This window comes from Brevundimonas sp. ABV4_179, from assembly GCF_056311945.1.
Map to the genome: position 1 here is coordinate 1,712,594 of NZ_CM149976.1, position 14,466 is coordinate 1,727,059.

The window sequence follows — 14,466 nt, forward strand, 5'->3', positions numbered from 1 at the left end:
GGGCTTTCACGGCGGCGTCGCTTTGCCACCGGGCCCCTGGAATGCTAGAAATCGTCACAGCGGATCACGTTCCGATTCCGGCCGCATAAAGCCACGCTTCCTTGACCGACGACAGCTACGAAAACGCCGCATCCCCGATCAATGGCCGAGGCGGCGGCTCCGACATTTCCACGATCACGATCGAGGACGAACTGAAGCGTTCGTATCTCGACTACGCCATGAGCGTGATCGTGTCGCGCGCTCTGCCTGACGCGCGCGACGGCCTGAAGCCGGTGCATCGGCGCATCCTGTATTCGATGCACGACCTGAACATGACGCCCGAGCGCGCCTATTCGAAGTGCGCGCGCGTGGTCGGCGACGTGCTGGGCCGGTTCCACCCCCACGGCGACGCCTCGGTCTATATGGCCCTGGTGCGGATGGCGCAGCCCTTCTCGATGGGGCTGATGCTGGTCGACGGCCAAGGCAACTTCGGTTCGGTCGACGGCGATATGCCCGCCTCGATGCGTTACACCGAGGCCCGGATGGCGCCCGCCGCCGTCGCCCTGATGACGGACATCGACAAGGACACCGTCGATTTCCAGCCGAACTACGACGAGAAGGAGCTGGAGCCGGTCGTCCTGCCCAGCCGAATCCCGAACCTGCTGGTCAATGGCGCGGGCGGCATCGCTGTGGGCATGGCGACCAACATCCCGCCGCACAATCTGGGCGAGGTCGTGGACGCGGCCCTGGCCCTGCTGGACGACCCGACCATCTCCGACGACGCCCTGCTGGACATCGTGCCCGGTCCAGACTTCCCGACCGGTGGCGAGATCATGGGCCGCACGGCGCCGCGCAATGCGCTGCGCGACGGGCGCGGTTCGGTCGTGGTGCGCGGCCGCGCCTCGGTCGAGGAGATCAGAAAAGACCGCGAAGCCATCGTCGTCACCGAACTGCCCTATCAGGTCAACAAACAGACCCTGATCGAGCGGATCGCCGAAATGGTGCGCGAGAAGCGTCTGGAAGGCATTTCCGACGTCCGCGACGAATCCGACCGTCAGGGGATGCGGATCGTCATCGAGCTCAAGCGCGACGCCTCGGGCGATGTGATCCTGAACCAGCTGTGGCGCTACACCGCCATGCAGAGCTCGTTCGGCGTCAACATGCTGGCGCTGAACCACGGCCGCCCCGAGCAGATGGGCCTGCGCCAACTGCTGGAGGTCTTCCTGGACTTCCGCGAGGAGGTGGTGGTCCGCCGGGTCAAGTTCGAACTGGCCAAGGCCCGCGACCGTGGCCATGTGCTGGTCGGTCTGGCCGTCGCCGTCGCCAATATCGACGAAGTGATCCACATCATCCGCTCCTCGGCCGATCCGACGGAGGCGCGCGAACGGCTGCAGGCCAAGGCCTGGCCTGTCGGGGACATGATGGCCCTGGTCGAACTGATCGCCGACCCGCGCAGCGTCATCGTCGAGGGCGACAAGATCCGCCTGACCGATGAACAGGCCCGCGCCATCCTGGCCCTGACCCTCTCGCGCCTGACCGGTCTGGGCCGCGACGACATCTTCGGCGAGGCGCGCAGCCTGGCCGATACGATCCAGGGTCACCTGACCATTCTGTCGGACCGCAAGAACGTCCTGGCCATCATCCGCGACGACCTGATCGAGGTGAAGGACAGGTTCGCCGTTCCACGTCGCACGCTGATCGGGGAGGGCGACGGCGAGATGGAGGACGAGGACCTGATCCCGCGCGAGGACATGGTCGTCACCGTCACCCACGGCGGCTATGTCAAGCGCGTCGCCCTGAACGCCTATCGGACCCAGCATCGCGGCGGCAAGGGCCGCAGCGGCATGTCTATGAAGGACGAGGACGCCATCACCGGCGTCTTCAGCGCCTCGACCCACACGCCGGTCCTGTTCTTCGCCACCAATGGCAAGGCCTACAAGCTGAAGACCTGGCGCCTGCCGCTGGGCAATCCGCAGTCGCGGGGCAAGGCCTTCGTCAACCTGCTGCCCATCGAGCCGGGCGACAGCATCATGAACGTCCTGCCTTTGCCCGAGGACGAGGCGACCTGGGGCGATTACGACATCATGTTCGCCACCTCGACCGGCGACGTGCGGCGCAACAAGCTGTCGGACTTCGCCACGGTGAACCGCGCCGGCAAGATCGCCATGAAGCTGGAAGGGACCGACCGGATGGTCGGCGTCGGCCTGTGCACCGCCGATGACGATGTGCTGCTGACCACGGCGCTGGGCCGGGCGATCCGCTTCAAGGCCGACGACGTGCGCGTGTTCAAGGGCCGGGATTCGACCGGCGTCCGGGGCGTGCGCCTGCAGGACGGCGACGAGGTCATCTCCATGGCTATCCTGGGCCGCGTCGACGCGACGCCCGAGGAGCGCGCCGCCTACGTCAAACACGCCAACGCCATGCGCAAGGCATTGGCCGGCGCGGACGGCGAAGAGGATGTCGCGGCTCCGGCCGAGGCCGAAGACGAGGTCGCCGACGCCGCTCTGACGGTCGAACGGATCGCCGAACTGGGCGCCGCCGAACAGTTCATCCTGACGGTCACCGAGACCGGCTTCGGCAAGCGGTCCTCGGCCTACGAGTATCGCCGCACCGGTCGCGGCGGTCAGGGTCTGACGGCCCACGGCCTGGGCGGACGCGCGGGCACGCGCCTGGCGGCGGCCTTCCCGGTCGAGGAATCGGACGATCTGCTGCTCGTCACCTCGGGCGGTCAGATGATCCGCACCCGCATGGATCAGGTCCGCATCGTCGGCCGCTCCAGCCAGGGCGTGACCATCTTCCGCACCGGCAAGGACGAGAAGGTCGTCTCGGTCGAACGCCTGCCGGAAAGCGGTGGGGACGATGTGGAGATCGCGGGCGAAGAGGGCGAGGGCTGATCCTCCACCGCGCAGCGGGGGAGGGGGACCATGCGCAGCATGGTGGAGGGGGCGACCCCAAACACTGGCCTTCGGTCCGCCCCCTCCACCACTTCGTGGTCCCCCTCCCCCATGAATGGGGGAGGATGGGTTGAACGCGACAATCCTGATCGACGGTCACCCCGCCACGGCCGATGACTTGGCCCATCAGGCTTTGGTCAACTACGGCGCCTACACATCGTTCTGCGTGGAGCAGGGCGCTGTGCGCGGCCTCGACCTGCATCTGGCGCGGCTGGAGCAGGCGGCGGTCGAACTGTTCGGTGAAAGCCCAGGCGAGGCAGAGTTGCGTCGTCTGATGGCCCAGGCCGTCGAGGGCCACCACGCCTGCTGGCTGCGGGTCAGCCTGTTTTCCCCGGAAATCGGTCATCGCGCCCCGTCGTTCGCCGGTCGGCCGAAAGTCATGACGGCGGTTTCGCCGCCCCCGCCGCCGTTGGCCGTCTCGGTCCGGGTCAAGACGATCGCCTATCAGCGGGAAGCGCCGCATCTGAAACACGTCGCGACCATGGGGTTGACCCGCGCGCGCCGCGCCGCCCGCGCGGATGGCTTCGACGATGCGTTGTTCACCGACGCCGAGGGGCGGGTTTTGGAGGGGGCGCTCTGGAATATCGGCTTCATTCGGGGCGAGCGGATCGTCTGGCCGCAGGGGCCGATGCTCGCGGGCGTGACCCAGGCCCTGATTCAACGCGGCCTGTCTGGCGCGGGTCTTACGTCAGAGACCCGTCCGGTCTCATTGTCCGATATCTCGGCTTTCAACGCCGCCTTCCTGTGCAACAGCGCCACCCCGGCCTGTCCCATCACGGCCATCGACGACACGGCATTCGCCGCCGATCCGGCGATGCTGGACCGGTTGCAGCGCGCGTGGGCGTCGCAGTCGCCGCAAGCGATCGCGGCCCGCGACGATGACGAAGGCGTCAGCCGGCTAGGCCGCTGATTTCGCACCTGCTAAACGACGCCGAACGGCAGGCGACAGGCTGGGGAGACACGCCATGCGCATCGGACTTTATCCGGGCACCTTCGACCCGGTGACGAACGGGCATACCGACATCATCAAACGCGCGCTGAAGCTGGTGGACCGAGTGGTCATCGGCGTGGCGCGCAATGACGAGAAGGGCCCGCTGTTCACCACCGACGAGCGGGTTCGGATGCTGCAGGACGAGGTCGCGGGCCTGGGCGGGGACATCGTGGTCCAGCCCTTTTCGAACCTGCTGATGCATTTCGCCGAGGAACTGAACGCCAATGTCATCATCCGGGGTTTGCGCGCGGTCGCCGACTTCGAATACGAGTTCCAGATGACGGCCATGAACCAGCGCCTCAATCAGGACATCGAGACGGTATTCCTGATGGCCGATCCGCGCCACCAGGCCATCGCCTCGCGGCTGGTCAAGGAAATCGCCCGTCTGGACGGCGCGATCGACAGTTTCGTCAGCCCCGCCATCGCCGCGCGCGTGCGGGACAAGGTCAAGAACGGGATTTGAGAACGACTATGCGTAAGGCGATCATCGCGGCCGGACTCGGCGCCCTTCTGGCCTCCAGCGCGGTCCAGGCCCAGACGGCGGCGCCCGCCGCCGCCCCTGTCGCGGCCCCTGCCGCCGACTGGCGCACCATCGCGCCCGAGAACCTGCTGGTCATCGACACCGCCAAGGGCCGCATCCTGGTGGAGCTGGTTCCGGTGGCGGCGCCCAATCACGCCGAACGCATCCGCACCCTGGCCAATCAGGGCTTCTACGACGGGCTGAAGTTCCACCGCGTCATTCCCGGCTTCATGGCCCAGACCGGCGATCCCAAGGGCACCGGCGAGGGCGGCAGCGAGCTGCCCGACCTGAAGGCCGAGTTCAACTTCCGTCGCGGTCGCGACGCCGGCTTCGTCGCCGTGCCCAACTCGGGCATGGGCGTGCGCGGCCTTGTGAACGATCTGCCGGTCCAGACCCAGCCTGACGCCCAGATGATGGTCACCGCCGACTTCAAGGTGGACGCCCACGGTCTGTTCTGCCCTGGCGTGCTGGGTATGGCGCGATCCGGCTCGCCCGACAGCGCCAACAGCCAGTTCTTCCTGATGATGGGCACCCGCGATCAGCTGGACGGCGTCTATACCGCTTTCGGCCGCGTGGTGTCGGGCCTGGACGTGCTGGACAAGATCAAGAAGGGTTCTGACGCCGAGGACGGCAAGGTGACTGATCCCGACGTCATGACCCACGTCCGCATGGCTTCGGCCCTGGCGGAGGGGCAGCGCCCGACCGTTCGCGTGCTGAACGCCTCCAGCGCGGCATTCGCCGACCGGATCGCCGCAACTCGCACCGCGCGCGGATCGGGTTTCAGCATCTGCGACGTCCAGCCGGTCGCCGAGGTCGTCGGCGGCTGAAGGCCGGATCGACCATCAGGAGGGGTAGGGGACATGGTTCGAAACGCATTGGCGGCGGCGGTCCTGGCCGCCCTTCTGTCAGGGCCGGTTCTGGCGCAGGAAGCGTCGCCGCCTCCGCCCCCGCCGGCCCCCACCGACTGGCGCGCGGTCTCGCCCAGTGATCTTCTGGTCATCGACACGAGCAAGGGGCGCATTCTGGTCGAGCTGGCCCCCGAGCTGGCGCCCGCCCATGTCGAGCGGATCAAGCTGCTGGCCGCGCGTGGGTTTTACGACAATCTGGCCTGGCACCGGGTGATCGACTGGTTCATGGCCCAGACCGGCGATCCGCTGGGCACCGGCGACGGTCAGAGCTGGTATCCCGACCTGAAGGGCGAGTTCACCTTCCGTCGCGGTCCGGACATGGCCTTCACCCCCGTCGCCGCCCCGACCGGCGCCCTGATCGGCTTCGTCCGCTCCGTGCCGGTCCAGACCCAGCCCGACGACCTGATGGCCGGCACCGGCGACAAGAAGGTGCACGGCTGGGGCCTATACTGCCCCGGCGTCGCCGGCATGGCGCGCGACGAAGGCAATGACACCGCCAACAGCCAGTTCTTCCTGATGCGCCAGGCCTATCCGGCGCTGGACAAACGCTACACCGTCTGGGGGCGGGTGGTTTCGGGGCTGGACGTGGTGCGCGCCCTGAAGGCCAGTCCCAACCCGGACGGCATCGTGACCGAGCCGGATCGCATGACCCGCGTGCGTCTGGCCGCCGACCTGCCCCAGGCCGAACGCCCGAAGGTTCAGATGATGAACACCACCTCCGCCGCCTTCCGCGCCTTGGTGGATCAGGCGCGCCAGGCCAAGGGCGCCGACTTCTCCGTCTGCGACATCGACATTCCGGCGCAGGTCACGCCCGGGGCTTAAAGCCTCAGCCGACCGATCCCCGCCCGCGACCGCGCCGGCGTCGACGGCGGCGCGGCGGCTTCTGATCGTCGCGCATCCTTTGCAGCAGCAGGCCTTCGCGCAGGCCCCGGTCGGCAACGCGAACCCGCTCGGACGGCCAGGCGCGCTGGATCGCCTCCAGGATGGCGGCCCCGGCCAGCACCAGATCGGCGCGGTCGGGGCCGATGCAGGCCTCGCGCGCGCGCCCTTCCGGCCCCAGGGCCTTCAGCCGATCCGCTGCCGCCTCGCAGTCGCTGCGCGTCATCCACAAACCATCGACCCGGTCGCGATTATAGCGCGGCAGTTTCAGGTGAATTCCCGCCAGGCTGGTGATCGCGCCAGAGGTGCCGATCAGGTGCGCGTGGTCGCGCCGCAGCAGGTCCAGCATTCCATCGTCCTGGATGCCGCCGGCCGCCAGGGCCGCGCCCATGTCGGCGACCATGGCTTCGTACCAGGGCTCGACCGCGTTTTCCGGCTCCGGGTGACGTTCGGCCAGGGTGACGACGCCCAGCGGCGCCGACATCCAACTGGTGGTGCGCCATTCCGCCTCCTCGCGCTTCAGCCACGACAGTTCGGTGGAGCCGCCGCCCACGTCGATGATGATCACCCCCTCGGCCCTGGGGTCGATCAGGTTCAGGCATCCCTCGACCGCCAGCCGCGCCTCTTCGGCCGGGTCGATGATGCGCAGGCGTAGGCCCGTGCCCTTGCGCACGCGGTCGATGAAGTCCGCGCCGTTTTCGGCCGCGCGACAAGCCTGGGTGGCCACGGCGCTGAGACGCGCCGAATCCACGCCCTTCCTGACGATCCGCTCGGCGCACAAGGCCAAGGCGTCATAGGCCCGGTCCATCGCCTGAGGGTCCAGTCGTCCGGTGCGCGACAGGCCTTCGCCCAGGCGCACGATGCGGCTGAAACTGTCCACTACGCGAAAGCCGTCGCGCGACGGCCGCGCGATCAACAGCCGACAATTATTGGTCCCCAGATCGAGCGCGCCATAGAGCGGCGCATCCCGACCCGACGCATCCCGCGAACGGGAAGGCTGGGACCGCTCGTCGCGCCGTCGGGGCGCGCCGTGGGTCTCCGGCATGGGTCGTCATTCCGATGTGGGCGGTCCAAAGCGGCGCCCGTCCCCATCAGCCTAGCGCGCGAAGATCGTCCGCGCCAAGCCATTCTGTCAGGAAGATGAACGGCCCGGCGGGGCCTGCGTCAGAGGTCGTGGCGTATCAGAACCATGATCCAGGTTCACACAGCCCGACGACGTCAGTTGCTGCTTCACGCGCCCTTGCGGCTGAACAGACGGTGGAAGACGCTGAAAGTCCTTGTTAGACTGAGGAAAAGATCTGAGGAGCGTCCCATGTCCGACTTCGAACATGTTTTTGAACAGCCGCCCGAAGGCGCCGGAGCGGACTGGACCATACCCCAGAACTGGGCCGCCTATACCGAGGTCGAGCATAGGACCTGGGACACGCTGTACGCGCGTCAGATGAAGGTGCTGCCGGGCCGCGCCTGCGACGCCTTTCTGAACGGGCTGAAGGCGCTGGACCTGAATGCGGGCGGCATTCCCGACTTCGAAGTGATCAATCCCAAGCTCCAGGCCCTGACCGGCTGGACGGTGGTCTGCGTGCCGGGGCTGGTGCCGGACGAGGTGTTTTTCGATCACCTGGCCAACCGACGCTTCGTCTCGGGCCAGTTCATCAGGACGCCGGATCAACTGGACTATCTGCAGGAGCCGGACATCTTCCACGATGTGTTCGGCCACGTCCCCATGCTGACCGATCCGGCCTTCGCCGCCTATATGGAGGCCTATGGCAAGGGCGGCCAGCGGGCGGCGTCGCTGGGCATGTTGCCCAATCTGGCGCGGCTGTACTGGTACACGGTGGAATTCGGCCTGATGAAGGAGGCGGGGGCCTTACGCATCTATGGCGCGGGCATCGTGTCCTCCTCGACCGAGAGCGTGTTCGCCCTGGACGACCCGTCGCCCAACCGCCTGGGCTTCGATCTGGAGCGGGTGATGCGGACCCTCTACCGGATCGACGATTTCCAGCAGGTCTATTTCGTCATCGACAGCATTGAAGCCCTGAAGCAGATGACGCTCAAGGACTTCGGTCCTGTCTATGCGGCGCTGAAGGGGCAGGACGATCTGGCGATCGAAACCATCCTGCCGACCGACAGCGTCATCACCCACGGCACCCAGGCCTATGCCGACAAGGGCGGGCGGTTCGCCGCCTGACGGTCAGGCGCGCTGGAACGGATAGAAGTCGGCACCCAGGTCCAGAATGCCGGTCAGTTCGTCCAGCGCCCCGCGCGTCTCGTCCAGCAGGGCCGAATCGGCCAGATCGGCGGGACGGAGTTCGTCGCGATACCAGCGGTTTGCCCAGTCTGACAGGCGCGCGTACAGGGCGTCGGTCAGGCGCATGGCCGGATTGGTCGCCGCCAGCTCCGCCTCGTTCAGCACGACCCGCAGGCGCAGGCAGGCCGGACCGCCGCCGTTCCGCATCGACTGTCGCACATCGACATAGCGCACCGTCCCGATCGGTCCGTTGGAGGCGGCGACCCGTTCGGCGACCGCGTGGCTGCGCGGATTGTCGCGCGTCTCGGTGGGGCAGATCAGGGTCAGGCGGTCCTCGCCCGGAACCTGGATCAGCATGGAGTTGAACAGATAGCTGGATATGGCGTCGGCCAGGGGCAGGTCGGCGTCGGAGACCTCGATGAATTGGGGTTCGAACAGGCCGTCGGCGGCGCGGCGTATGGCGGCCTTGGTTGCGTCGGCGTCCTCGAACGCCAGTTCGTGGAAGAACAGGGTGTCCAGCGCCCCGACGCAGACCACGTCGTTGTGGAATGTGCCGCCCGCGATGGCGGCGCGGGATTGCTGCGCCAGAACGGGCTGCCCGGCCTCATGGCGGCGGACGATGGCCTCAGAGGCTTCGCGCGTCTGGCGGGCGGGGAAGGGGCCGTCCCAAGGCACGAACGCTTCGCGCCCCCAGACCAGCAGATTGACCCCGCGACCGCCATGGTCGGCGCACAGCCGAACGTGGTTGGCCGCGCCCTCGTCGGCCAGATGGGCGACAGCGGGCAGGGCGTCGTGGACGGCGAACCGGCTGGCGTCCGGGAACAGGGCGTCCAGCGCGCGTTTGGTCTGCTGGTGCTCCAGGCTGCGGTGCAGATTGGTGTGCAGGTTGGCGGGGGTGAAATGCACCCGACTGTCGGCGGCGTCGCTGGACGGGGTCACGGTCGCGGCGTTGGCGGCCCACATGGGCGAGGCCGAACAGGCCGCGGCGGCGAAGGATGGTGCGGTTCTCCACGCGCGCTCCAACACCTGTCCATCCGCGCCGGTGAAGCCCAGCGCGCGCAGGAAGGAGATGTTCGGCCGTTCGTGCGGCGGCAGGACAAACTGGGGCAGGTCCAGATCTGCCAGCCGTTTCATCTTGTCCAGACCCTGCAACACCGCCGCGCGCGGGTTGGACGCCTCGCCCTTGTTCAGGCTGGAGGCCAGATTGCCGGGGCTGAGGCCCGCATAGGAATGTGTCGGACCGATCAGACCGTCGGCATTGGCTTCGACGGCGGTGATCATCGCAGCCCCTTGATCTCGCCTTCGATATTGGCGACCGCGTCGGCCTCGAAGCTGGCGACCGGATAGGCGCAGTAGTCGGCGGCGTAATAGGCGCTGGGCCGATGGTTGCCGCTGGCGCCCAGGCCGCCGAACGGCATGTCGCCCGCCGCGCCTGTCGTCGGACGGTTGAAGTTGACCACGCCGGCGCGGATGCGGCGGATGAAATGGTCCCAGTTCTTCGGATCATCGCTGACCAGACCGGCGGACAGGCCATAACGGGTGGCGTTGGCTGCCTGGATCGCAGCGTCGAAGGTCGCAACCCGCGTCACCGACAGGAAGGGCGCGAACATCTCCTCGTCCGGCACATCGACGCCCGTCACATCGATGATGGCCGGTCTGACGAAGGCGCCGGGCAGATTAGCGACCGGTCCAGAGGCGCGGATGACTTTGGCCCCGCTGTCGATCCGGTCCTGCAACGCCTTCAGCGCCGCCTCGGCCGCACGCGCCGAGATCAGCGGCCCGGCATAGGGTTCGGGATCGCTATCCCATGGGCCAAAGATCAGCCGGTCGGACAAGGCGGCGACAGCTTCGATGATCGCATCGCCCTGGGCGCCTTCCGGCACGATCAGGCGACGCGCACACGAGCAGCGCTGGCCGGTGGTGATGAAGGCGGACTGGACCGCGATGCCCGCCACGGCCTGTGCATCCGCCACGTCCCAGACGACCAGCGGATTGTTGCCGCCCAGCTCCAGCGCCAGGATGACGTGCGGATCGTCGGCGAACTTCTTGCGGAAATGCGCGCCCGCCGCGCCAGAGCCGGTGAACATCAGGGCGTCTATGCCGGCGTCCAGAAGGGCCGCGCCCGTCTCGCGCCCGCCCTGGACGACATTGACCACGCCTGTCGGCAGGTCGGCGGCGGCGAAGGCCTCGGCCATCGCCTGACCGACCAGGGGCGTCTCTTCCGACGGCTTGAAAACCACCGTGTCGCCCGCCAGCAGGGCCGGGACGATATGGCCGTTCGGCAGATGGCCGGGGAAGTTGAACGGGCCAAGCACCGCCGCCACGCCGTGCGGACGGTGACGCAGGGTGGCGCGGCCGAAGGCGGTGTCGCTGGTGCGCTCGCCGGTGCGTTCGTCATAGGCGCGGATCGAGATGTCGACCTTGCCGATCATGGCGGCGGCCTCGGTCTTGGTCTCCCACAGGGGCTTGCCGGTCTCGCGGCTGATGGCCTCTGCGATCTGGGGCGCACGGTCCTTCAGCACGACCTGATAGCGTTTGACCGCCTCGATCCGCTCGGCGCGCGGGGCGTCGGCCCAGGCGGGGAAGGCGGCGCGGGCGGCGTCCACGGCGGACTGGACCTGGGCGGGGCTGGCGGCCTCGCCCTCCCAGTTGGTCGCTTCGGTGGCGGGGTCGGTCGAGGTGAAACGGGTCATGATTTTACTCGCACAGTCTCTCCGGCGCGCACCTTCAGCGCGGCGGCGGTTTCGGCGGTCAGGCGAACCGTGTCGCCGTCGATGTCGGCCTTGGCGCGCACGGCGCGGAAGGCTGAGACGTTGTCGGTCGAGATCAGGGCCGGTAGTTCGGCCTCCACCCCATCCGCGATTTCGACCGTTAGCCGCCGCGCATCGCGCACCGTGCGGATATTGTCGCGCCCGCACGAGACGGTCGGCCCGGCATCGAAGATGTCCACCAGTCCGTTGGGACGGAAGCCTTCGCTTTCCAGCAGCGCCATGGCCGGCACCCCTTGCGGATGCACCTTGCCGATAACAGCGCGCGCCGGTTCGGGCAGCAGTTCGACATAGATCGGGTGGCGCGGCGCCAGGTCCAGAATGAATTGTTTGTCGGTCGATCCGGTCATCCGGTCGGCGTGGTCGAAGTCCATCGGGAAGAATTTGTGCGCCACATGGTCCCAGAAGGGGCAGGCGCCATCGGGGGTGAAGACGCCGCGCAACTCGGCCAGCACATTTTCGGCGAACAGTTCGGGCTGGGCGCCGATCAGCATATAGCGCGACTGGCTAAGCAGACGGCCCGCGCCGCCCTTTCGCCGATCCGCCTTCAGGAACAGCGATCCGACCTCGGTCCAGCCGGTGCATTCGTTGACCAGCACCAGCGTCTGGTGATCCAGCTTGACCCCCAGGGATGGCGACTGGACAGTGTTGTTCACCACGCGGAACGAGAAGAAGGGCCGTTTCAGCCCCACCGTCGCCTTGACCGATCCGACCCCGTCGATGTCGCCGGTGTCGCCGTCTTCCAGCATCAGTGTGTACCAGGCCTCTTGCGGCGTGATCTCGCCCCGGAAACTGGCCTGGCTCAGCTCCAGCCGGTCGGACAGGGCGTCAGGGTCTTCGGGCAGGCTGGTGAAGCCGGGACCGGACAGGATGGCCAGTTCCAACAGATGGTCGAGGTCGGCGGGGCCGGCGGGACGGACGACAAGCATTCTACAGAGTTTCCATCCGCAGGGATTTCAGTTTGGCCGCGTCGATCTCGCCCGAGGCGATCTTGCACAGGATCAGGGCGCTGAGCTGGGCGCGTTCGACGAAGCTGTCGGGCCAGGCGAACTCCTGATCCGAATGGATGTCGCCGCCCCGTACGCCCAGGGTGTCGATGTTGGGCAGTCCAGCGGCGTGCAGATTGTTGCCCTCGCACACACCGCCCGACGGCTTCCAGGCGATGGGTTGGCCCAGCAGGGCGCCGGCCTCCCTGAAGGCCTCGAACAGGGCGGTCTGTGCGGCGTCCATCGGCTTGGGCGGGCGGGTGAAGCCGCCGTGCAGGTCCAGCGTCAGACCCTCGAACGGCGGCGTGGCGGCGAGGCGGCGAACCTGGGCGTCGATCCAGTCGGCGGCGGCCTTGTCCGGCACCCGCACATTGAAGCGGACCACGGTGTTGTCGGCGACCACGTTCAAGGCGCCGCCGCCTGAAATCTTGGCGACATTGACGGTGACGCCGTCATGCCGGCCGTTCAGCCCATGCAGGGCGGCGGCGATAATGGCGGCGCCTGCGACCGCGTTGCGGCCCTCGTCGAAGGCGCGGCCTGCGTGGGCGGCGCGGCCGGTGACGATCAGATGATAGTTGCCGCTGCCCTTTCGCGCGCCCGCCAGGGTGCCGTCGGCCAAGGCCGGTTCATAGGTCAGGCCGACATGCCCCCGCGCGCCCATTTCGGCCAGCAGGGGCGCAGACGCAGGCGAGCCGATCTCCTCGTCCGGGCTCAGCAGCACGGTCCAGCCGACGCCGTGGCGGTCGGGGTGGGTTTCGAACGCCTCCAGCGCGGCCAGAAGCACGCTGATCCCGCCCTTCATGTCCGCCACGCCCGGCCCGTTCAGGGCGCCGTCCGCGCGAGTGGTCACGGTCTGGAACCGGCTGTCGGCGGGAAACACGGTGTCGTAATGGCCGGTCAGCACCACCTGGATCGGCGCATCCGGTCGGGCGGTGATCTTAAGCGCGTCGGCGTGGGCCTCGGTCCGCACCCGGCCGTCGTCGGCGACGGTGGTCGAGCCTTGGGTCGGGATGCGCTGCACCACGGCGGACAGGCCGCGCGCTGCGGCGTCCAGCGCATCCAGCACGGCGTTCAATCCGGCGGCGTTTCGGCTGCCGGAGTTGATGTTCGCCCAATCGATGGTGCGCCCGATGATGGCCTCGCGTCGCGCGGCGACGTGGTCGAGGACGGCCTGGTCGGAGGTCAGAATCCGCATCGGCCGGACCCTAGACGGACCGGCGACAAAGGTGAAGGACGGGTCTGTAAGTGAGGCTCGATCATCGCTAGTTTCCGACCGAACAAGAGACTTCTGGCATGAACCGTTCGACCATCGCCCTGTGGCTGCGGGCCATGAACCCGTTGAAGCTGCCGCGCGGCATGGCCGAGGCGCAGCGGTCGGCCAGGTCCATGGTGTTCGGCCTGGCCATCGCCCTGGTCGTCGGCCTGATCCCGACCTGGTGGATGTTCACCTCGGGCTGGTTCGAGACGGCGATGAGCGGCGAATACGCCAAAATGGGTCTGTCGGCCGATCAGGTCGCGATGCAGCGCGAGATGATGAAGGCCATCTTTCCCTTCGCCATCGTTCCCGGCGCCGTCTTCACCGTCCTGCTCTACGGCGTGCTGGGCGTGGTTCAATGGCGGGCGATGACGCGCGCCATCCCCATCGTCATGCTGGCCATGATCGCCTACAGCCTGGTGGCCAATATGGGGATGCGGCTGCTGGCCACGATGCCGACGCCCGACCTGCCGTTGTGGATCACCCTGACGACCTGGCCGGCGGCGGCGATCTCGGCCGTCATCTATGTGGCGTCGCTGCAGGGCGCGATGATGCTGCACCGTCTGCGGAGCGAGCCCTGATGACCGTGGTCCTGTATCACAATCCCAAATGCTCGACCTCGCGCAACGCGCTGGCCCTGCTGCGGGATCGGGGGATTGAGCCGACGGTGGTCGAGTATCTGAAGACCGGCTGGGATCGGGCGACGCTGGAGCGGCTGGCGTCGCGAACCGGCGTGGGCATGGCGGGGCTGATGCGCCGAAAGGAGGCCGAGGCCAAGACCCTGCTCGACGCGGGCGCCGATGACGACGCCTTGCTGGCCGCTGCCCTGGCCCAGCCGATCCTGATCGAACGCCCCATCGTCGAGACCGACAAGGGCGCCGTCGTCGGTCGCCCGCTGGAGCGGGTGCTCGAGGTTCTCTAGCAGGCTCCCACTTTTCCGCTTATCCCTGCGAAAGCCGGGACGAGCGGCAGAGGGGG

The 14,466-nt window shown here is 67.8% G+C and carries 13 protein-coding genes; 8 read left to right on the plus strand and 5 right to left on the minus strand.

Annotation, left to right across the window (positions count from 1 at the left end; genetic code table 11):
- Positions 1 to 101 precede the first annotated feature (101 nt).
- The 5 genes from gyrA (at position 102) to ACYX4P_RS08155 (ending at position 6,174) form a co-directional block, all read left to right on the plus strand.
- Entirely contained in the window at positions 102 to 2,873 is a 2,772-nt protein-coding gene (gyrA, locus tag ACYX4P_RS08135) for a DNA gyrase subunit A (protein WP_248119600.1), read from the plus strand.
- Positions 2,874 to 3,003: 130 nt separating this feature from the next.
- The gene (locus ACYX4P_RS08140) at positions 3,004 to 3,843 is read left to right on the plus strand and encodes an aminotransferase class IV (RefSeq protein ID WP_248119601.1); all 840 of its coding nucleotides are present in this window, start codon (positions 3,004 to 3,006) and stop codon (positions 3,841 to 3,843) included.
- Positions 3,844 to 3,898: 55 nt separating this feature from the next.
- The gene (gene coaD / locus ACYX4P_RS08145) at positions 3,899 to 4,387 is read left to right on the plus strand and encodes a pantetheine-phosphate adenylyltransferase (RefSeq protein WP_248119604.1); all 489 of its coding nucleotides are present in this window, start codon (positions 3,899 to 3,901) and stop codon (positions 4,385 to 4,387) included.
- 8 nt (positions 4,388 to 4,395) lie between these two features.
- Positions 4,396 to 5,271, plus strand: coding sequence for a peptidylprolyl isomerase (locus ACYX4P_RS08150; RefSeq protein WP_248119606.1), 876 nt, complete (start codon positions 4,396 to 4,398; stop codon positions 5,269 to 5,271).
- Between the two features lie 33 nt (positions 5,272 to 5,304).
- Complete coding sequence (locus ACYX4P_RS08155; RefSeq protein WP_248119607.1) at positions 5,305 to 6,174, plus strand: peptidylprolyl isomerase; 870 nt, start codon at positions 5,305 to 5,307, stop codon at positions 6,172 to 6,174.
- A 4-nt stretch (positions 6,175 to 6,178) separates the two neighbouring features.
- Here the strand turns inward: ACYX4P_RS08155 and ACYX4P_RS08160 are convergent, their stop codons facing one another.
- Complete coding sequence (locus tag ACYX4P_RS08160) at positions 6,179 to 7,276, minus strand: Ppx/GppA phosphatase family protein (protein WP_248119609.1); 1,098 nt, start codon at positions 7,274 to 7,276, stop codon at positions 6,179 to 6,181.
- Between the two features lie 267 nt (positions 7,277 to 7,543).
- On the opposite strand from ACYX4P_RS08160, the gene phhA reads away from it, so the two are divergent.
- Positions 7,544 to 8,419 carry a phenylalanine 4-monooxygenase gene (gene phhA / locus ACYX4P_RS08165; RefSeq protein WP_248119611.1) on the plus strand — a complete coding sequence of 292 codons (876 nt, stop codon included), beginning with the start codon at positions 7,544 to 7,546 and terminating at the stop codon, positions 8,417 to 8,419.
- Between the two features lie 3 nt (positions 8,420 to 8,422).
- On the opposite strand, the gene astB is transcribed toward phhA, so the two are convergent.
- From astB to ACYX4P_RS08185, 4 genes are read right to left on the minus strand one after another with little or no spacing between them, the layout of a single operon-like run.
- The gene (gene astB, locus ACYX4P_RS08170) at positions 8,423 to 9,760 is read right to left on the minus strand and encodes an N-succinylarginine dihydrolase (RefSeq protein ID WP_248119613.1); all 1,338 of its coding nucleotides are present in this window, start codon (positions 9,758 to 9,760) and stop codon (positions 8,423 to 8,425) included.
- Positions 9,757 to 11,172: a succinylglutamate-semialdehyde dehydrogenase gene (astD, locus tag ACYX4P_RS08175; protein WP_476070242.1), complete on the minus strand. Its 1,416-nt coding sequence runs from the start codon at positions 11,170 to 11,172 to the stop codon at positions 9,757 to 9,759. Before astD ends, astB begins: the two co-directional genes overlap by 4 nt.
- Positions 11,169 to 12,176, minus strand: coding sequence for an arginine N-succinyltransferase (locus ACYX4P_RS08180; RefSeq protein WP_292049268.1), 1,008 nt, complete (start codon positions 12,174 to 12,176; stop codon positions 11,169 to 11,171). Before ACYX4P_RS08180 ends, astD begins: the two co-directional genes overlap by 4 nt.
- Before the next feature lies 1 nt (position 12,177).
- Entirely contained in the window at positions 12,178 to 13,428 is a 1,251-nt protein-coding gene (locus ACYX4P_RS08185; RefSeq protein WP_476070243.1) for a hydrolase, read from the minus strand.
- 98 nt (positions 13,429 to 13,526) lie between these two features.
- On the opposite strand from ACYX4P_RS08185, the gene ACYX4P_RS08190 reads away from it, so the two are divergent.
- Complete coding sequence (locus tag ACYX4P_RS08190; protein ID WP_248119621.1) at positions 13,527 to 14,069, plus strand: hypothetical protein; 543 nt, start codon at positions 13,527 to 13,529, stop codon at positions 14,067 to 14,069.
- Positions 14,069 to 14,410, plus strand: coding sequence for an arsenate reductase (glutaredoxin) (gene arsC, locus ACYX4P_RS08195; RefSeq protein ID WP_248119623.1), 342 nt, complete (start codon positions 14,069 to 14,071; stop codon positions 14,408 to 14,410). Before ACYX4P_RS08190 ends, arsC begins: the two co-directional genes overlap by 1 nt.
- Positions 14,411 to 14,466: the final 56 nt, after the last annotated feature.